Consider the following 18843-nt stretch of genomic DNA (forward strand, 5'->3'; position numbering starts at 1 on the left):
AAAGGCAGAACTGACCGCACGCGGCTGCGAGATCACCCCCCATCAAGCGCCCTCTCCCTCTGGGAGAGGGCTGGGGTGAGGGGCTTTCAGCTCGCGCCACGCTTCACCCAGCGCCGCAATCCCCGGCTCGATCAGATCTTCGGCAATCGCCCCGAAGCCCAGCCGAAAGCAGTTGAGCGGCCGCTGCTCGCTCAAGTAATGAATATCCCCCGGTTCAATCAACACACCACGCCTGGCCACCAGCCGCTGCAACACCCAGGCATCCACATCCGGCGGGCAACTGACCCACAGCGACGAGCCCCCCGCCATGCCGCTGGCATTGAGTTGCGGCAAATGCTCGGCCATGGCCCGGCTGATCACTCGCCACTTGCGCGCCAGCCGATCGCGCAACCGCCGGGCATGGGCATCGTAATGGCCCATCGATAAAAACAGCGCCAACGTACGCTGGTTGTTCGACGGCGGATGCCGGTAGATGTAACGGCGCAGCGCCCGCAGTTCATGGATCAGCTCGGCATCCGCGGCAATAAATCCCAACCGTACCCCCGGCAGCAGGCTTTTGGTCAAGCTGCCCAGATAGATCACCCGTCCACTGTCATCAAAACTCTTCAAAGCCGGATGGTTGCTGCCCAAAAAATTCTGTTCGTTTTCGTAATCGTCCTCAATGATCAACAAGTCATTTTCACGGGCACTGGCCATCAGCTCCAGGCGTCGGTACAGCGGCATGGTCACGCCAGTGGGCGACTGATGGCTGGGCGTGCAAAACACCATCTCGCAGTCGGCCAGTTGCTCATTGACCACCAGCCCCTGGCGATCAATGCGCAGCGGTTTCAACGCGCAGCCACTCAGACTGAAAATATTGCGCGCGTCCACATAGCCCGGATCCTCCAGCCCCATCACCAGCCCCGGGCGGCCCAGCAGCCTGGCGAGCATATACAGCGAATTCTGCGTGCCGATGGTGATCATCACTTCCTGCGTCGACACGCTGATCCCGCGTTTGGGCAACACACGCTGGACAATCTGTTCGACCAACAACGGATCGTCGAGCATCACTTGATCATCGACCCAACTGCGCATATGTGCGCCAGTGCTGGCGATGCGCGAACAGTCGCGCCAGCGGGCAGCGGTTTGCTCATCCGCCTCGACCTGACCATAGATGAACGGGTAGCGATACTCACGCCAGTTGCGCGGCTTGACGATGGCCCGCAACTGCGACGAACTGCTTTGCAGGCGCGCCTCCCAGTCCGGTGCATGGTCGGGGCGCTCGAAGATTTTTTGCGTGGCGGGTTTGAGGCTGACATTGAGCTGCTGGCGCAGGTACTTCTCGTTGATAAAGAAACCGCGCCGGTCCGATGGGATCAGATAACCATCCTGCACCAACTGCTCATACACCAGCACCACAGTATTACGCGACACGTTGAGCAGCTCACATAGCTTGCGCGATGACGGCATCGGCTCACCGGGCGGCATGGCACCGTCCAGAATCGCGCTGAGCAAGCTCTCGCGCAGTTGCTCCTGTAAGCCCCGGCCAGCTTCGAAGGGTCGAAAATAACGCTCCAACATGGTTCAAGCTCCTGGCCCGGCGCCCCGTCATGGCGCACCCGATGCGCTACAGCCCTTGCCACACAAGGCCTGCAACGACCTCTGGCACCACAGCTTGCAGCAACTGGATCTAAAGCAAGCGCCGAGCCAGCGCCTAAGATCGGGCTGACAAAAACACAGACATCCCCCAGCCCGGAGTCTCACCATGCTCAAGCCTCTGAACAAATGGATCCGTCGCACCGTCTTGTTGCCCCTTATCGCTCTGAGCCTGGTAGCCACTGCCCACGCTCAGACCGTGACCATCGGCGTGCAAAGCATGTTTGCGCCCTGGAAAGACGCCATCGCGCAAAAGCAGTTCGAGCAAGCCACCGGCTGGGATATCCAGTGGCGCAACTTCGACAGCGGCGGCGACGTGATGATGGCCATGGCCTCGGGCGATGTGCAGATCGGGGTCGCCGGCAGCAGCCCGATTGCCGCCGCCGTGAGCCGCGGTGTGGATGCGCAATTGTTCTGGATTCTGGACAACATTGCCGATGCCGAGGCGCTGGTGGTACGCAATGGCAGCGGTATCGTCGCGCCACAGGACCTGGCCGGCAAAACCCTCGCCGTACCCTTTGTCTCCACCACCCACTTTCACGCGTTGTTTGCCCTTGAGCAGTTCGGCCTGACCGGCAAGGTCAAGGTTATCAACCTGCAACCTTCGGATATCCCCGCAGCCTGGGAGCGCGGTGATATCGACGCGGCGTTTATCTGGGATCCGGCCCTGGGCCGTCTCAAGCAAAGCGGCCATGTGCTGTTGACCTCAGGCCAACTGACCGACTGGGGCAAGGCCACCTTCGACGGCCTGGTGGTAGATAAACAATTCGCTGCCGCCAACGGCCCCGGCATGCAGGCGTTCACCCAGGTGCTGCAAGACAGCACCGCGGGTTACGTCAAGGCGCCAAAATCCTGGACCGCCGACTCGCCGCAGGTCATCAACGTGGCCAAGCAGTCCGGGGCCAAACCTGAAGAAGTACCACCGGTGCTGGCGCTGTACCAGTTCCCGCTGGCCAGCGAACAGGCCGGCCCGACGTGGCTGGGCGGTGGCGCTGCCAAGGCACTGGCCGCCACCGCCGAGTTCTTGAAAGCTCAAAAGAAAATCCCGGCCTTGCTGCCTGACTACAGCGCGGCGATCAACCCGACGTTTGTGCAAAACGCCCAATAACCCGCTCCCATAGGGCATCAAGTTAATTGACGAGGAACACGCCATGCCCCTCAGCCTAAAAATTCATGATGTGTCGGTGCTCTACCCCGGGCAGCAAAAGGGTCAGCCGGTAAGGGCTCTGTCCGGGGTCAATCTGGACATTGCCGCCGGTGATTTTGTCGTCGCCCTGGGTGCTTCAGGGTGCGGCAAGACCACACTGCTCAACCTGATGGCCGGGTTTATCCAGCCCAGCAGCGGGGTAATTACCCTGGGCGACTATCACGGCCAGGTGCCCGAGCGCATCGACGGCGCCGAGCTGCGTGACCAGGTCACCGGCCCCGGCGCAGAACGCGGTGTGGTGTTCCAGAAACATGCGCTACTGCCGTGGCTGAATGTGATCGACAACGTGGCCTTCGGTCTCAAGTTGCGCGGTATCCCCAAGGTCGAACGCGAAGAACGTGCCCTGCATTTTTTGCAGTTGACCGGGTTAGCGGAGTTTCGCGATCACGCCACTTATCAGCTGTCGGGCGGCATGCAGCAACGTGTCGGGATTGCCCGCGCCCTGACCAATGACCCGAAGATGCTGCTGCTCGACGAGCCCCTCGGCGCACTGGACGCCCTGACCCGCGAACGCTTGCAGGAACTGATCCTGGAGATCTGGCAGCGCACGCAAAAGATGATGTTTTTTATCACCCATGACGTCGAAGAAGCGCTGTTTATGGCCACCCGACTGATCATCATGTCGCCACGCCCGGGGCGTATCACCCACGAGTTTTCGGTGGATTTCGGCCAGCGCTTTCTCAAGTGCCGCGACGCTCGCGCCGTAAAATCCAGTCCCGATTTCATCGCCCTGCGCGAGCAGATCCTGAGCATCATCCACGGTGACGAGGAGGCAGCGTAATGAGCCTTTTGGACGAAAAACAACGCAATGCCGTGCTGCGCACCCTCCATGAACTGCGCCGCGCCGCGCCGGCAAAGCCGGGCGAGCAATATGGCGCACCGGGCAACGGCTCCAGTATGGGGCTGAGCCTGGGCACGATTTGTGTCGTGTTCGCCTTGTGGTTTTTCGCCACCAATGGCGGTTGGATCAAGCCGCTGTTTTTGCCCTCGCCCCAGGCGGTATGGGCGCAGATCGTGGATGTCAGCCGCGACGGGTTTGCCGATGCCAGCTTGTGGACACATATCGGCTGGAGTGCCCTGCGGGTGTTTGGCGCGTTTGCGCTGGCGGTGCTGACGGCAATCCCGGTGGGTATTTTGATGGGCGTCAATCGGGTGGCCCGAGGCGTGTTCGACCCGCTGGTGGAGTTTTACCGCCCGCTGCCGCCGCTGGCGTATCTGCCGTTGGTGGTGATCTGGATGGGTATCGGTGAAGGCTCAAAAATCCTCCTGATCTACCTGGCGATGTTTGCCCCGCTGGCACTCAGTGCCCGCGCCGGGGTCAAGTCGGTGGCCATTGAGCAGATCCACGCGGCCTATTCGATGGGCGCCAGCCGCGGGCAAGTGCTCAGGCAGGTGATCATGCCTGCAGCCCTGCCGGAAATTCTGACCGGCATGCGCATCGCCATCGGCTTTGGCTGGACCACCCTGGTGGCCGCCGAAATGGTCGCGGCCACGGCCGGGCTGGGCTTTATGGTGCTGACGGCGTCCAAGTTCATGGCCACTGATGTGGTGATCATGGGCATTCTGGTGATCGGAGCGCTGGCCCTGCTGTTCGATCTGGGCATGCGCTGGCTGGAGCGCAAACTGGTGCCGTGGAAGGGCCGGGGATAAATGAAAACCCGTAGCCGGCCCAGTGGGAGCGAGCCTGCTCGCGAAGGGCGTTCGCGAGCAGGCTCGCTCCCACAGTTGCAGGTCTTAGCGCACCAATCCGCGCAACAGGGTCACGGTCTGCTCGCGCACAATGCCCATCAGCATGGCGTAACGCTCGGCCGTCAGTGTGTCCCAGCCCAGTGACTTCAGCGAGCTGGTGCGGGTCAGGTGAAACGGCAGTAACTGCCCGGTCAGGGTCATGGAGCGCAGGATGCATTCTTCATCACTGGCATCCGGGCCCATCAGCCGCGAAATGATTCCACTGGTCACGCCGATAATGCGCTGGCCTATACGCTGGCTGATCATTTCTTCACCGGCGCTGGGGCCCAGCCCCGCCTGCTCCCGCGCATAGAACTTGCGCCAGCTGTTGGTACGGTTGGACACCAGCATGAATTCGGCAATCTTGCTCTGGATGGCGCAGAAGGTGTCGATCAGTTGTTCGGTGTCCGGCCGCGTGCCCAGCAGCGCCTGGGCCGCTTCGATGGTCGGCGCCAGGTAATCCCAGATCCGCTCCACCATGTACTCGGTGCAGGCGCTATACACCCCTTCCTTGTTCTTGAAGTAGTAATTGAGCGCCGGTGCATTAACCCCCGCCAATTCGGCGATATCGCGGGTCGAAGCGCCCTCGTAGCCACGCTCGCCAAACAGGTTGAGGGCCGCTTCGATAATCCGCGCACTGGTTTCATCCCCACACGTATAGCCGCCTTCGCTGGCAGGTCGGCGCCGGTGAATCGTGGTCATGGGCTTCTCCTTGATCGATGAAGACGGGAGTGTGCCTGAATTTATATCGATTGACATAATTTTACCGATCGTAATAATTGTTACAACCGATAACAATTGAGAACACCATGACCGCACATCAGGCCCTAGACCCATCGATCAAGATCAGGCCCAAACGCCAGCCTGGTAAAACCCTGGCGCTGGGTGCTCTCGGCCTGGGCGCGCTGCTGGGTGCTGCCATATGGGGTGCACACTGGTGGAATGTGGGGCGTTTTATCGAAAGCACCAACGACGCCTACCTGCAGGCCGACAGCCTGAGCGTAGCCGCCAAGATCGCAGGCACGGTGAGCGAGGTGTATGTCAGCGACAACCAGACCGTCAGCGTCGGCCAGCCGCTGGTGCGCCTCGATGTGCGGACTTATCAGGCTGCGCGGGAAAAATCCGAAGCGGCCATTCGCGCAGCCGAGGCCGATATTGCCCGGGGCGAAGCCGAGCTTGAGCAGCAGGGCGCGTCCATTGCTCAGGTGCAGGCGCAGCTGGATGGTGAAAGCGCCAACGAGCAGTACGCCGCCGCACAGGTCAAACGCTACGCGCCCCTGGCCGAAAGTGGCGCCGAGACGCAGGAGCGCATGGCCGAGCTGCGCAACGCCCTGCGTCAGGCCAGCGCAAGGCGGGCTGCCCAGGCGGCGGCACTGAACGTTGCCCAGCGCCAATTGCACACCCAGCGCGCCGCCATTGAACAAGCCCGTGCACAACTGGCCAGCGCCCAGGCCAGCACCCGCCAAAGCAAGCTTGATGAACAGGACACCGTGGTTTACAGCTCCCTGGCCGGCCGCGTCGGCAGCCGCTCGGTGCGGGTGGGCCAATACCTGCAACCCGGAACGCGCCTGATGACCATAGTGCCCCTCGATGAGGTCTACCTGACCGCCAACTTCAAGGAAACCCAGATCGAGCGCATGCACCCCGGCCAGACCGTGGCGGTGCATATCGATGCCTGGCCGGGGATAAAATTTGAGGGTGTGGTTGAAAGCCTGTCGCCCGGTACCGGCTCACAGTTCGCCCTGCTGCCGTCCAACAACGCCACCGGCAACTTCACCAAGATCGTACAGCGGGTGCCGGTGCGCATTCGCCTGAACCCCTCTGCCGATAAAGGCATTGAGTGGATGCCGGGGCTGTCGGCCACTGTCGACGTCGACACCCATCGTGGCTAGTGCTGTTGCTGCATCCGCAGCGCTGCAACCGCCCCGGGCAAACGCCAGTACCAGCGACTGGATTGTGGTCTTTGCTGGCGCATTGGGCGCGTTGATGGCCACGCTGGACATCTCCATCACCAACGCCGCCCTGCCTCAGATTCAGGGCCAGATTGGCGCCTCTGGCACCGAAGGCACATGGATCTCGACCGGCTACCTGATGGCTGAAATTGTCATGATCCCGTTAACCGCCTGGTTGACACGGGTGTTCGGGCTGCGCAATTTCCTGATCGGCAACGCGATTCTGTTCAGTCTGTTTTCGATCCTGTGCGGCATTAGCGAAACCTTGCCGCAGATGGTCATTGGCCGGCTCGGCCAGGGCTTTGCCGGGGGGGGCCATGATTCCCACGGCGCAGGTGTTGGTGGCCACCCGCTTACCGCGCCATCAAATGCCCATCGGCATGACAATGTTCGGCCTGATCGTACTGCTCGGGCCACTGCTGGGCCCGGTATTGGGCGGCACCCTGACCGAAAATTTCAGCTGGCGCTGGTGTTTCTTTCTGAACATTCCGGTGTGCGCCTTGCTGCTGGTGATGCTCAGTCAGGGTCTGAAAAAAAGCCCGAGCAACTGGCAAGCGTTTATCAAGGCCGACTGGCTGGGGATTATCGGCCTGACCGTGGGCCTTAGCGCCATGACCGTGGTACTCGAAGAAGGCAATCGCGAGCGCTGGTTCGAGTCTTCGCACATCATCGGCCTGAGCCTGCTGGCGGTGTCCGGGATCGCCTTGCTGCTGATTGCCCAGAGGCTGTCGAAGACGCCGATTGTGCGTTTGAAACTCCTGCTCAATCCGCGCTTTGCCAGCGTGATCGCGATTGTATTTGTGGTGGGCTGCGGACTGTATTGCGTGGCCTTTGTACTGCCGCAATTTCTGAGCAATATTGCCGGTTTCAACGCTCAGCAATCCGGAGCGGTGATGCTGATGTCGGGTTTGCCGGCGTTTTTGATGATGCCTGTTTTGCCGCGCCTGCTTGGCCGCGTGGATACCCGCATCATGGTCATGCTTGGCCTCGGTTGCCTGGCCAGCAGTTGCCTGTTGGCCATGGGGCTGACCGCCGACAGCGTGGGCGAGAATTTCACTCGCACCCAACTGCTGCTGGGCCTGGGCCAGGTAATGGCGATGATGCCGCTCAATCAGGCCTCCATGAGCTGCGTGCCGGCCCACGAGGCGGGTGAGGCTGCGGGTATCTACAACATGGCGCGCAACCTCGGCGGCTCGGTGGGGCTGGCGCTGCTGGGGACGTTTATCGAACGGCGCAGCAGCTTCCATGACGCCACCTTGCGCGATGCCGTAAGCGTACAGTCGGTCGAAGCTCACACTCAGCTTGCAGCGTCCGCTCAGGGCTTTTTCGCTGATCACGGCGATCTCGCCCATGCCCAGCTCCAGGCACTGGGTCAACTGGCCGGGCAGATCCAGGTTCAGGCGCAAGTGCTGACCTACAGCGAAACCTTCTACGTGCTCGGCATCGCCTTGCTTTTGTGTCTGCCCCTCGCCCTCTTTCTAAAAAAACCGCCTGCCGGTACGCCATTGAACACAGGACACTGACCATGATCGCTTGCAAACCCTTGAGCCTGTTGGGTCCGTTGTTGCTGGTGGGCTGCACCTTGGGCCCGGACTATCACGCGGCACCCGACAGCCACCTGCAAGACAGGGACTTTGCCCGTCAGGTGGCTGGCACCCAGGCGCAAACAGCACAGGTTGCCGAATGGTGGCGCGACCTCAATGACCCGGTGCTCAACCAGTTGATCGACAGTGCACTGGGCCACAGCCCCGACCTGCAAGCGGCCGCCGCGCGGTTACGCCAGGCCCGCGCCGGACTGGCGGAAAAACGCAGCAACCAGATGCCCAAAAGCTCGGCCACGGCAGCGGCGCTTTACACCGGCTCGGGTGACAGCCAGACCGACGCCACCCACCTGTACCTGAGCGGTTTTGATGCCAGCTGGGAGCTGGATATTTTCGGCGCCAGCCGCCGCGCGGTAGAAGCAGCCAGTGCCGAAGCCGATGCCGTACAGGCGGATCTGGCCGACGCTCATGTGCAACTGGCCGCTGAAGTGGGCCAGGCCTATATCGGCCTGCGCGACCAGCAACAGCGGCTGCGCATCGCCCGCCAGTCCGAACAGCTTGAGCGCCAGTTGCTGGACTTTACCGGGCAGCGCCTGGCCCAGGGAACCGCCTCGGAACTGGACCGTGAACGCATCGCCACCCAGGTCGAAACCACCCGTGCCGCGTCCATCGCCCTGGAGCTGGAAGTGATTGAATCCCTCGACGAACTGGCCTTGCTCAGCGGTCTCGAGCCCGGCGCCCTGGACACCCGTTTGGGCACCGAAGCCGCGCTGCCGGCACTGCCCGCCATGGTCAATATCGGTGACCCGGCGCAGTTGCTGCAACAGCGCCCCGACATCCGCGCTGCAGAACGCCGGCTGGCTTCCAGCACCGCGCAGATCGGAGAACACAAGGCGGCGGCATTTCCCAGGGTCAGCCTGTTCGGCTCCCTGAGTTTCAGCGCCAGCGCGCCGGGCCATCTGTTGCGCAAGGACAACCTCAGCGCCCTGGGTGTCCCCTATCTGCAGTGGAACTGGCTGGACTTTGGCCGCGTGCAGGCCCAGGTCAAACAGGCCGAAGCCGGACGCGACGAGGCCCTGGCCAGGTACCGCAGCAGCGTGCTCGGTGCCCTGCGCGATGCCGATGTGGCACTGGCCCGCTACGGTAACGAACGCCAGCGCAGGGGCACCCTGGGCCGGGTCGAAACCAGCGCCGTACGCGCATCCACCCTCACCGAACAGCGATACCGCGCCGGTACCAGCAGCGTGCTCGACTGGCTGGACGCCGAACGCACCCGCTACCGCGCCGAACAGGACCGGGTTCACAGTGACGGTCAGTTGATCAAGGACTACATAGCCCTGCAAAAGAGTCTTGGGTTAGGGTGGCGCTCCCCGACCTGATTTCCGGATAGACCATGCGCTCCAGTCAGCACGATTTGATGTGGCGCCAGTTGCTGCCCAAAGTGCGCAGGCACGATGAGCCGCTGCAGGTGCAGCTGTGCACCGCGTTTGTCACGGCCATGCTCGACGGGCGTTTGCCTGGCGGTACACGGCTGCCGTCGAGCCGTGATCTGGCCATGCTGACCGGGGTTTCGCGCAATACCGCAGTACTGGTCTACGAACGCCTGGTAGCCGAGGGTTATGTCGATTCGCGGCCCCGTGACGGTTTTTTTGTATGCGGCGCCATCACTCCGACACAGACCACCCGGCCTCTGCCCGAACAGGCTGCGCAACCACCTGACTGGGCCTCGCGCATGCACCTGGCGCGCAACCCGCTGGCGTTTATGGACCGCCCGCCCACCTGGCGCGAAGTGCGCTACCCCTTTATCTACGGCCAGTTCGATCCCCGGCAATTCCCGCTCACCCAGTGGCGCCAGTGCAGCCGTCAGGCACTGGAATTGAAGGCCGTGGATCGTTGGTGGCAGGAAGGCGAGAACGTCGGCGCCAGCCAGCTGATCGATCAACTGATCCGCCGCGTGTTGCCGCGCCGCGGAATTGCCGCCACCCATGATCAAGTGTTGTTGACCCTGGGCCGCCAGCAAAGTTTTTACCTGCTCGCGCGTCTGTTTGCCCGCCCCGGCAGCGTAGTCGGGGTCGAGGAACCGGGCTTTCGCGATCCGCGCAATGCCTTTGCCCACGATGGCGCGCACATGGTCTCGCTGCCCATCGACGAACACGGATTGCAGATATCCCCGGCACTGGCAGCCTGCGACTATCTGTATTGCACACCCGGCTACCAGTGCCCGACCGGTGTGACCATGAGCCTGGGCCGGCGCCAGGCCTTGCTTGAACATGCGCAGATGCACGATCAGGTGATCTTCGAAGACGATGATGACCCCGAGACCGAATACGACGGCCGCGCCCTGCCAGCGCTCAAGGCCACCGACCCGGCGGAGCGAGTGATCTACCTCAGCAGTTTGTCAAAGTTGCTGTCCCCGGGGCTGGGCATCGGTTACATCGTTGCCCCGGCACCGGTGATCGAGCAACTGCGCCAGCTGCAACGGCTGATGATCCGCCAGATCCCGGGCAACAACCAGATCACCGCCGCGCTGTTTATTCAACAAGGCCACTACGATCGGTTGCTGCAACAGGCCCGGGAAAAACTGCAACTGCGGGCCGGGGCAATGGCCACCGCATTGCGTGAAGTGCTGCCGGATGCGGATTTTGTCATGCCCAGCGGCGGTGCCACGCTATGGCTCAAGCTGGCCGGCGAGCACGACTTGCTGAGCTTGTATTACGCAGGGTTGGCCAAGGGCGTGCTGTTTGACCCGAGCAGTGCGTTTTGCGTCGAGCCCGACACCCTGCCCCGGCCTTGCCTGCGCCTGGGCTTTGGCTCCATCGCCCAGGAGCTGATTGCTCCCGGCATTCGCGAGCTGGGACTGGTGATCAACGCCCACGCGAAACGACCTGCAGTTGTGCGCGGCTGAGCCATTTGCCCCACAACAGCGCCTGCGTTGCCCCTGTGGGAGCGGACTTGCTCGCGATGCAGGCAACACGGTGCATCTGGCCCACCGCAGTGCCCCCATCGCGGCCAAGCCCGGCTCCCACAACCCCAGGGCCATCTATCCCTGTGGGAGCGAGCTTGCTCGCGATGCAGGCAACACGGTGCATCTGGCAAACCGCAGTGATCCCATCGCGGGCAAGCCCGGCTCCCACAACCCCAGGGCCATCTCTCCCTATGGGAGCGGGCTTGCTCGCGATGCAGGCAACGCGCTGCATCTGGCCCACCGCAGTGCCCCCATCGCGGCCAAGCCCGGCTCCCACAACCCCAGGGCCATCTCTCCCTGTGGGAGCGGGCTTGCTCGCGATGCAGGCAACACGGTGCATCTGGCAAACCGCAATGCCCCCATCGCGGCCAAGCCCAGCTCCCACAACCCCAGGGCCATCTCTTCCTGTGGGAGCGGGCTTGCTCGCGATGCAGGCAACGCGCTGCATCTGGCAAACCGCAGTGCTCCCATCGCGGCCAAGCCCAGCTCCCACAACCCCAGGGCCATCTCTCCCTATGGGAGCGGGCTTGCTCGCGATGCAGGCAACGCGCTGCATCTGGCAAACCGCAGTGATCCCATCGCGGGCAAGCCCGGCTCCCACAACCCCAGGGCCATCTCTTCCTGTGGGAGCGGGCTTGCCCGCGATGCAGGCAACACGGTGCATCTGGCCCACCGCAGTGCCCCCATCGCGGGCAAGCCCGGCTCCCACAACCCCGGCTCCCGCACGGTAGTCGCACTACCAGCCCCTGGCCCTATCGATAGTCCCCGCTGGCCCCATTCGCTGGTCACGGATATGCAGTACTACTGCTGACCACCAAAGCACTTGGCGTCGTCCTGAAAACAAAACGTTAAGGATGGGAAACTCTCACTATGTTTTACGCAAAGTATCCGTTAGCCGTCAGCCTTGCCGCCTTCGCTTTTACCCAGCATGCGCTGGCAGCCGACACGTCCGCTGCCCCCGAATGTGCCCAGTATGAAAAGCTGCTGACCCGCGCCGAACTGGCATTCAAGAACGTGCCTATTTGCGCGCGGATCAAGCCTGACCTGTGGGGGCTGCGCAAGGAGCTGGCCGAGCATGGCATCGGTTTTACCGCCACCTCGTATAACGGTTACACCTATGACGTATTGGGCAACAACGCGAAAAAGCAGGTGTATAACGGCCAGAACCCCAGCTACAACACGTCGCTCAACCTGTACCTGACATACGATCTGACCCGCATCGGTTTTGCCAATGACGCGCAGCTGACACTGGCCGGCAACTGGGTGGACTCGACCTACACCCCGGCCAACCCGCGGGTCAAAACCGTCTCGGTATTTGCCATCAACCAGTCCTTTTTCAATCACCAGCTGGAACTGGAATACGGCTTCATACCCGGCGTGCGCCTGTTCTATGGCATGGCGCTGGGGGGCAGTGCCTCGACCGCCGCCCTGGGGCCAAGCAGCGTGGTGCCATTTCAGGTCGGCATGTCGGCTACCGAGCCGACCCCAACCGTCAACGTGATCGTGCGTGACCCGTCGCTGCGCTTCTACAACAGCACCGCGCTGACCCGCAGCGTCAGCCCCGAAGGCATCCAGAAGGATGTCGACCTCAACCCCAGCGGATTGCGCCTCAAGGTGCCGGATGCCCGCGCCATGCTGATCAATGAGTTCGGCTACAAGCAGGCGCCGTCGGCCAGTTCCAACGCCATGTGGCTGCGCGCAGGGGCCATGTACAACACCAGCCATTACACCGAGTTCACCACCGGTGAAAAGTCGGACAACAACTACGGCGTATACCTGGCCGAGACGGTGCAGGTGACCAAGCCCTACGGCGATGCCCGCGGCTGGTATCTGGACAGCAAACTCGATTACTCGCCTGACTCGGTCAACGCCATCAACAAGGCATTCCAGGTCAGTGCCTTCAATGTCGGCCCGTTCGCCAGCCGCCCTGCCGACATGGCCGCCGTAGGCCTGACCAAGAGCTACTACAGCAAGGATCTGCGCGACGTGACCAGGAGCTATGGCATGGAAGCGGCGCCCTACACCCTGGCGGTAACCGCTTCCTATGCGGCCCGCCTGATCCCCGGCGTGTATTTGATCAGCGGTCTGACCTACACCAAGAACCCGGTATTCACGCCGATCCATTCCGATGCCCTGTTGCTCCAGGAATCGCTGAACTTCCTGTTTTAAAGCGCCAGCCCCCAGCCGTATATACCCGTCACCTGGCCCTTTGCAGCGCAGGCCCAGGTGCTAATGCGAGGTCGTAGAACATGAGCGATGAACGTTATCAACTGTCCACCGGCGACTATCTGGCGCTGGACGCCACAGCCATGGCCGCTGCGGTCAAAACCGGCGAACTGACCCCCCGGATGCTGCTCAGCGCCGCCCAGGCGCGCTGCGATGCGGTAAACCCGCTGGTCAATGCGGTCAACATGCGCCACGACGAGCATGCCAACAGCGTGCTCAGGGCCCGTCACCACGCCGGCAGCGAGCTGCTGGGAGCATTGGCCGGGGTGCCGATGCTGCTCAAGGACTTGAACACTTACCTGACTGGCACCCTGACCACCAACGGCTCAAGAATGCTGGCCGACACGCCGCCGGCAACGCGCAACAGCACCATCGTGCAGCGCTACGAGGCCGCGGGGATGCTGATCTTCGGCAAGACCACCAGTCCCGAGTACGGCCTGACCACCACCACCGAATCCTCACTGTGGGGCCAGACGCGCAACCCTTGGAGCCTGGCCCACAGCGCAGGCGGCTCATCCGGCGGTGCGGCGGCAGCCGTGGCCGCAGGCATCGTGCCCGTGGCCCACGCCACCGACGGTGGCGGCTCGATTCGCATCCCGGCGTCGTATTGCGGCCTGTTTGGCCTCAAGCCCACGCGCTATCGCACCCCTCAGGGCCCGGACACCTTCGAAGGCTGGTTCGGTGCCAGTTGCGGTCATGTGGTATCACGCAGCGTGCGCGACTCGGCACTGTTGCTGGACGTCAGCCACGGTCATGAAAAAGGCAGTCCCTACTGGCTCGCGCCACAGGCTATAAGCTACAGCGAGGCAGTGCGACGCAGCCCCGGTTCGTTGCGCATCGGCGTGGTCGATCAGGCCATGACCGGCCTGGAACTGGACGCCGATATCCGCAGCGTTTTGAACACTACTGTTGATCTGCTGTTGGGCCTCGGACATCGGGTAGACCCGGTGACCCTGCCCGTCGACCCGCAGCAGGTATACGGCGCTCACGGCGCCGTGGGTGCAGCCGCACTGCTGGCCGCCGTGCGTGACCGCGAAACCGTCCTCGGCCGCCCGTTGCACGCTGACGAGCTGGAGCCCGTCAGCCGTTATCTGGTCAACAATGCCACTTCGGCCACCGCCGAAAACCTGTACCGTGCCCGACGCAGTTTCGAATTGATCGGCAGCCGCATGGAACACCTGTTCGACGACTATGACCTGCTGCTCAGTCCGGTCACCTCGCAGATCACTCCCGAACTGAAAGTGGCCAGTCTGGATCAGGATTACCCGCACTACATCCAGGGCATCATCGGCAGCATCGGCTACAGCGTACTGGCCAATGTCAGTGGCCAGCCGTCCATGTCGGTGCCGCTGGGCACCAGCAGCAGCGGCTTGCCCATCGGCATGATGTTCAGTGCAGGCTGGTGCCGCGAAGACCTGTTGTTCCAATTGGCCGGGCAACTCGAACAGGCAAGCCCCTGGGCTGATCGACGCGCACCGCTGTAAGCCACTCAACCGATGAACACTGCTCGATGGGATTGAAATGATGAATAACCAAATCTCCGGATTTCGCCGTCATTACACCTTGTTTGTGTTGTTCCTGATTTCGGCGGTCAGCCTGATCGACCGTCAGGTCATGGGCGTTGTGATTGAACCGATCAAGGCCGAATTTCACGTTTCCGATACCCAGATCGGCCTGCTTACAGGTCTGGCCTTTGCTCTGGTCTACTGCCTGTTTGCGATCCCGTTGGGGCGCTTTGCCGACCGTGGCCATCGGCGCAACCTGATCGGCTGGTGCTGTGCGTTCTGGAGCGTGATGGCCATGCTTTGCGGCTTTGCCAGTAACTTCTGGACCCTGGCCCTGGCACGCATCGGCGTGGCAGTGGGCGAGTCGGGCAGCGGCGCAGCATCGATGTCGATGATCGCCGACCTCTACCCGCCCCATCAGCGCTCCAAGGCCATCAGCGTATTTATGCTCGGAGCGCCCATCGGCGCCTTGCTGGGCATGAGCCTGGGCGCCTATATCGCGTACTACCACGGCTGGCGCGAAGCCTTTATCTGGATGGCGCTGCCTGGTATCGCTGCCGCTGTATTGCTGCGGTTTACGGCTGCCGAACCATTGCGCGGCTTATGGGAGAAAGCCCGTGAGTCGCGCCCAGCCGTGCCCCATGAAAGCGTGATGCAAGTGATGCGCGTGGCCTGGGCGTCGAAAACCTTTGTACGTATTGCCCTGGCCGGGGCGCTGCTGGCGTTTGCCAGTTATGCGTTCAGTATCTGGAGCACTGCATTTCTGGTACGCAGCCACGGGCTGACGCTCAAGGACGCAGGCATCATCATGGGCCTGGCGGCCGGGCCGGGGGCCATTATCGGCTCTCTGTCCAGCGGCTGGTTGAGCGCCTGCCTGGCCCAACGCGACAGCCGCTGGCAATTGGGCGTGCCGATCGTCGGGGCACTGCTAGCCTTGCCGATGTCGATTGCCTTCGCGCTGTACCCGGCCGGTCATCCCTGGACGCTGGGTGCACTGCAAGTGCCCCAGGCAACGGTGTTCATGTTTGGCATGTCGGTGTTCGGCATGTGGTGGATGGCACCGAGCTACACCGCCATTGCCCAACTGGTGGCGCCTGAGCGCCGCGCAACCATGATCGCCCTCTACAACTTCGGGATCATGGCCATCGGTGCAGGTTTCGGCCCATTGGCCGTGGGTGTGCTGAGTGATCACCTGACCCCGCTAATGGGCATCAATGCCCTGCGCTGGTCGCTGGTCATCTGTTCCGGGGGTTATCTGCTGGCGAGCGGGTTGTTGATCAGCGTATTGCGGCCGTACGGGATCGCAGCCGGTCTTGCCAATGTACTGCCGGTGTTGCCGACGGCCAAAATGCGCACGGCCTGACAATCACTATGGGGGCCGGCTTTGCTTCGCAGCCTGTATCGCGGGCAGCCCGCTCTCCAGAGGGTTGCAGCCAATCACTTGACCCGGACGAAACCGGACTCCACACCGAACACTTCAAGCCCATCCACAGTGGACTGGCCTATGGTGATGGCTCGACGCTCAACCGGGGCGTCCAGCCCGTCGCGATACTCGACAGACAGGGTATCACCGTCCCTCTCGACGGCTTCGTGGGGGATGATGAAACTGTTGTCGTTGCGGTAGGTAACGATGGTCATCCGGGCGCTCATACCCAGCCTCACACGCTTGAAATCACCGTCGGAAGGCTGGTTAACCGTAATGGTGAGCGGAAACCTTGCTGCACTGCCCTCATTTTGATCCTGTACGGCCAGTTGACTGATAGAACTGATATAGCCACTCAGGGCTGCCGAAAAACCCTCTCCGGTAATCCTGACTTCCTGATTAAGAGAAAACTTGCTGACGTCGGACTCCGACACCTGGGTGATGACCTTGAGCCCGCTCATATTGGCCAGTTTGATCATCTGCTGGCCCATGCTGAAAAGCGCACCTTCGTGCAACGTCACGACATCACCCCCTGTTGACTGCGGGCCTCCCAGTGACAACACAACACCCGAGTACGGCGCGTAGAGCGTCTTGTGCGCCAGCAATACGTTCAGCTGTTCATGGATGACACTGGCGTTGCGCAGCTCCATCTCGGCAATGGTTCTGGCCTCCCCCCTGCCGGTTGCCAGCACAGTGTCGAGTTCGGAAGTAGCTGCCGCCAGCTCCAGCGCTTGCAGGTCACGCTGTTGCTTCAAGCTGTCGCGCTCATTACGGGGAACAATGCCTTTTTGATATAACGCCTCGACTTGCGACAGCTCCAGTTCAAGGTTTTGCATGGCCAGCTCGGCCACCCTGAGTGACCGCTTTGCCCGCACCACCTGCGGATCGTTGGTCCAGGTTCTGAACGTTTCGACTACCTGCTGCTGCTTCAACTTGTTCGCCAGCGCATCCCTGACCTTGATTTCAAGCAACGCCGTATCGAAAGAAAGAAGGGCCTGCCCCTCTTCGACCGACATGCCGGGGCTTAACTCATGGGCCATCAAAACCCCTTCAAAAGGGGCATTGAGTACGCTGGTTTCAACCGGTTCTATCCTGCCCACCAGGCCGATTTCATGTTCCAGCTTCTGCCTGCTGACGGCGACCCAAACCTCTGTGTCTTCAGGGACTGAGGAAGTGAACAGGGTCCACCCTGCGGCAAGCAGCGGGACAAGGATAAGGACGCTGAACGGTTTAGAAATCCTCAAGAGAAATCTCCCAGTTTTCCAGCAGCACGCCCAGCAGTACATCGCGTCGGGCCCTGGCATCCAGGTATGAAATCCTCGCATTCAGATTCGCCTCCTCTGCCGCTCGCAGGTCTGACTCGAAGCTGATGATCTGGAAGTTGCTCGAGCGCCCGACATTCAATTTGTCGGTCTCGATGGCCAGTTTGCGGCGGGACAGGTCCGTGAGCCGCTGCGAGATTTCAAGCTGGCGCCACTGGGTGTTCAACCCCCGCACCGAGTCGGTTACCTGGCGTTCAAGATCCATGCGTGCCTCTTGCTGGATCAGTGCTTGCTGCTCTACCTGGGTTCGCGCATGTACTTTGCCTTGTCGCAGGGCCATATCTGCAATGGGGATTTCCAGCTTCAGGCCGGTATAGCTGTCCCAGGATCTGCCACCACCCCGGGTACCCTGTTCGCGTAACTGATTGACCCCTGCCACCCACGACAGATCCCAAAGAGCCTGATCTTGTGCAACCAGCAGATTGATTGAGGCCACTTCACTCTGCAGCAGCGTCGCCAAAAACTGAGGCTGGTTTCTCTGCGCCAGTTCAAGCGCCGCGGTCCGATCGACTTCAGGTCGGGTAACGTCCAGAGTTCCGGAGGCATGGATGCTCGTCGACAGGTCGAGGGCCAATAGCTTGAGCAGCGATAAGCGGCTGCTTTCCAGCTGATTGCCGGCCTCTTCGAGCGCCAGTTGCTGAGACGCTATATCCGCTTCAATCTGGACCGTTTCAAACTCGGCCACACGCCCCGAGGCAATCAGCAATGTATTGACCTCCAGCAACGAAACGGCCCGCGCCAAAGCCTTGCTGGCGAGGGCTGCCTGGCTCTGCGATTTGAGCAGGCCGTGATAGGCCGAGATGATGTCGTAGAGGGTCTGCGACACGCTGGCCTTGGCAGTCAGCCGGTTGATCTGCCCGGTCAATCTGGCCAGGCGCAGAGGCGCAGTCGTGACATCTTTGCCCGCGCCCCGGAGCAGCGGTTGAATGACCGTCAGCTCCATACCCTCACTTTGCAGCTCCCCCGTATTCTTTGAAGCATTGAGCTGTTGCTTCCAGCCGAGTTCCAGACGGGTTCCATACTCGCCCAGCACACTGACGCTGGGCTTGGCTTCACTGGCCCGCCCCCGGTCTGCACTGCCTCTGGAAAGCATATGGGTTGCGCTCAACTTGAGTTGCGGGTTGAATCTGTCTTGCGCCACGCGCAGGTCGAACCTCTCGCGCAAGCGTTGAAGCTTGAGGCTGCGAATGCTGTAGTTACTGCGCATACCCAGTGCAACGGCTTCGGCCAGCGACAGGTTGATAACGTGCTCGCTCAACAGCGCCGTGTTTTGGTTCGGCAAGCCTGGTTGTGCAACCGCCAGCGCGGACTGCAGCAACACGCCATATGCCGCGCCCAT

14 protein-coding genes and 1 pseudogene are annotated in these 18843 nt (G+C 61.8%); 11 read left to right on the forward strand and 4 right to left on the reverse strand.

Features of this window, described 5'->3' with window-relative positions; all coding sequences use genetic code 11:
- Positions 1-42 precede the first annotated feature (42 nt).
- On the reverse strand, positions 43-1560 hold the full coding sequence (locus ACP7BE_RS10620) for a PLP-dependent aminotransferase family protein (RefSeq protein ID WP_426105787.1): 1518 nt from the start codon (positions 1558-1560) through the stop codon (positions 43-45).
- 184 nt (positions 1561-1744) lie between these two features.
- Here ACP7BE_RS10620 and tauA point away from each other — a divergent pair, with 184 nt between their 5' ends.
- Genes tauA through ACP7BE_RS10635 form a run of 3 tightly spaced genes read left to right on the forward strand, consistent with a single transcriptional unit; the run spans position 1745 to position 4492 of the window.
- On the forward strand, positions 1745-2743 hold the full coding sequence (gene tauA / locus ACP7BE_RS10625) for a taurine ABC transporter substrate-binding protein (RefSeq protein WP_426105789.1): 999 nt from the start codon (positions 1745-1747) through the stop codon (positions 2741-2743).
- Between the two features lie 43 nt (positions 2744-2786).
- Positions 2787-3623, forward strand: a complete 837-nt coding sequence (locus ACP7BE_RS10630) for a taurine ABC transporter ATP-binding protein (protein ID WP_095001501.1) — start codon at positions 2787-2789, stop codon at positions 3621-3623.
- Positions 3623-4492, forward strand: coding sequence for an ABC transporter permease subunit (locus ACP7BE_RS10635; protein WP_095020356.1), 870 nt, complete (start codon positions 3623-3625; stop codon positions 4490-4492). The genes ACP7BE_RS10630 and ACP7BE_RS10635 overlap by 1 nt, the downstream gene beginning before the upstream one ends.
- 84 nt (positions 4493-4576) lie before the next feature.
- Here the strand turns inward: ACP7BE_RS10635 and ACP7BE_RS10640 are convergent, their stop codons facing one another.
- Complete coding sequence (locus ACP7BE_RS10640) at positions 4577-5272, reverse strand: CerR family C-terminal domain-containing protein (protein WP_095001503.1); 696 nt, start codon at positions 5270-5272, stop codon at positions 4577-4579.
- A 107-nt stretch (positions 5273-5379) separates the two neighbouring features.
- On the opposite strand from ACP7BE_RS10640, the gene ACP7BE_RS10645 reads away from it, so the two are divergent.
- The 8 genes and pseudogenes from ACP7BE_RS10645 (at position 5380) to ACP7BE_RS10680 (ending at position 16122) form a co-directional block, all read left to right on the forward strand.
- Positions 5380-6462: an HlyD family secretion protein gene (locus ACP7BE_RS10645; protein WP_095001504.1), complete on the forward strand. Its 1083-nt coding sequence runs from the start codon at positions 5380-5382 to the stop codon at positions 6460-6462.
- Between the two features lie 94 nt (positions 6463-6556).
- A pseudogene (locus tag ACP7BE_RS10650) lies at positions 6557-6763 on the forward strand (MFS transporter); the annotation flags it as partial.
- 76 nt (positions 6764-6839) lie between these two features.
- Positions 6840-8045, forward strand: a complete 1206-nt coding sequence (locus tag ACP7BE_RS10655; protein ID WP_426105792.1) for a DHA2 family efflux MFS transporter permease subunit — start codon at positions 6840-6842, stop codon at positions 8043-8045.
- A 2-nt stretch (positions 8046-8047) separates the two neighbouring features.
- Positions 8048-9442: an efflux transporter outer membrane subunit gene (locus ACP7BE_RS10660; protein WP_095025439.1), complete on the forward strand. Its 1395-nt coding sequence runs from the start codon at positions 8048-8050 to the stop codon at positions 9440-9442.
- Positions 9443-9456: 14 nt separating this feature from the next.
- On the forward strand, positions 9457-10968 hold the full coding sequence (locus ACP7BE_RS10665) for a PLP-dependent aminotransferase family protein (RefSeq protein ID WP_426105794.1): 1512 nt from the start codon (positions 9457-9459) through the stop codon (positions 10966-10968).
- A 930-nt stretch (positions 10969-11898) separates the two neighbouring features.
- A complete protein-coding gene (locus ACP7BE_RS10670; protein ID WP_095001509.1) occupies positions 11899-13197 on the forward strand; it encodes a carbohydrate porin in 1299 nt (432 codons plus the stop codon).
- Between the two features lie 80 nt (positions 13198-13277).
- Positions 13278-14738, forward strand: a complete 1461-nt coding sequence (locus tag ACP7BE_RS10675) for an amidase (RefSeq protein ID WP_138738124.1) — start codon at positions 13278-13280, stop codon at positions 14736-14738.
- A 40-nt stretch (positions 14739-14778) separates the two neighbouring features.
- Positions 14779-16122, forward strand: a complete 1344-nt coding sequence (locus ACP7BE_RS10680; protein ID WP_095001631.1) for a spinster family MFS transporter — start codon at positions 14779-14781, stop codon at positions 16120-16122.
- A gap of 74 nt (positions 16123-16196) precedes the next feature.
- Here ACP7BE_RS10680 and ACP7BE_RS10685 read toward each other — a convergent pair whose 3' ends face one another.
- Both ACP7BE_RS10685 and ACP7BE_RS10690 read right to left on the reverse strand, forming a co-directional pair.
- Positions 16197-17426, reverse strand: a complete 1230-nt coding sequence (locus ACP7BE_RS10685; RefSeq protein WP_252342297.1) for an efflux RND transporter periplasmic adaptor subunit — start codon at positions 17424-17426, stop codon at positions 16197-16199.
- Positions 17413-18843 carry a TolC family protein gene (locus tag ACP7BE_RS10690; protein WP_426106071.1) on the reverse strand — a complete coding sequence of 477 codons (1431 nt, stop codon included), beginning with the start codon at positions 18841-18843 and terminating at the stop codon, positions 17413-17415. Before ACP7BE_RS10690 ends, ACP7BE_RS10685 begins: the two co-directional genes overlap by 14 nt.

This window comes from Pseudomonas sp. TWR1-1-3 (genome assembly GCF_049896805.1).
Taxonomy (GTDB): Bacteria; Pseudomonadota; Gammaproteobacteria; order Pseudomonadales; family Pseudomonadaceae; genus Aquipseudomonas; species Aquipseudomonas bubulae.

Excerpts from the sequence above, each read along its gene's own strand:
- ACP7BE_RS10620 (WP_426105787.1), bottom strand. The coding sequence starts at position 1,560 with ATGTTGGAGCGTTATTTTCGACCCTTCGAAGCTGGCCGGGGCTTACAG.
- tauA (WP_426105789.1), top strand. The coding sequence starts at position 1,745 with ATGCTCAAGCCTCTGAACAAATGGATCCGTCGCACCGTCTTGTTGCCC.
- ACP7BE_RS10630 (WP_095001501.1), top strand. The coding sequence starts at position 2,787 with ATGCCCCTCAGCCTAAAAATTCATGATGTGTCGGTGCTCTACCCCGGG.
- ACP7BE_RS10635 (WP_095020356.1), top strand. The coding sequence starts at position 3,623 with ATGAGCCTTTTGGACGAAAAACAACGCAATGCCGTGCTGCGCACCCTC.
- ACP7BE_RS10640 (WP_095001503.1), bottom strand. The coding sequence starts at position 5,272 with ATGACCACGATTCACCGGCGCCGACCTGCCAGCGAAGGCGGCTATACG.
- ACP7BE_RS10645 (WP_095001504.1), top strand. The coding sequence starts at position 5,380 with ATGACCGCACATCAGGCCCTAGACCCATCGATCAAGATCAGGCCCAAA.
- ACP7BE_RS10655 (WP_426105792.1), top strand. The coding sequence starts at position 6,840 with ATGATTCCCACGGCGCAGGTGTTGGTGGCCACCCGCTTACCGCGCCAT.
- ACP7BE_RS10660 (WP_095025439.1), top strand. The coding sequence starts at position 8,048 with ATGATCGCTTGCAAACCCTTGAGCCTGTTGGGTCCGTTGTTGCTGGTG.
- ACP7BE_RS10665 (WP_426105794.1), top strand. The coding sequence starts at position 9,457 with ATGCGCTCCAGTCAGCACGATTTGATGTGGCGCCAGTTGCTGCCCAAA.
- ACP7BE_RS10670 (WP_095001509.1), top strand. The coding sequence starts at position 11,899 with ATGTTTTACGCAAAGTATCCGTTAGCCGTCAGCCTTGCCGCCTTCGCT.
- ACP7BE_RS10675 (WP_138738124.1), top strand. The coding sequence starts at position 13,278 with ATGAGCGATGAACGTTATCAACTGTCCACCGGCGACTATCTGGCGCTG.
- ACP7BE_RS10680 (WP_095001631.1), top strand. The coding sequence starts at position 14,779 with ATGAATAACCAAATCTCCGGATTTCGCCGTCATTACACCTTGTTTGTG.
- ACP7BE_RS10690 (WP_426106071.1), bottom strand. The coding sequence starts at position 18,843 with ATGGGCGCGGCATATGGCGTGTTGCTGCAGTCCGCGCTGGCGGTTGCA.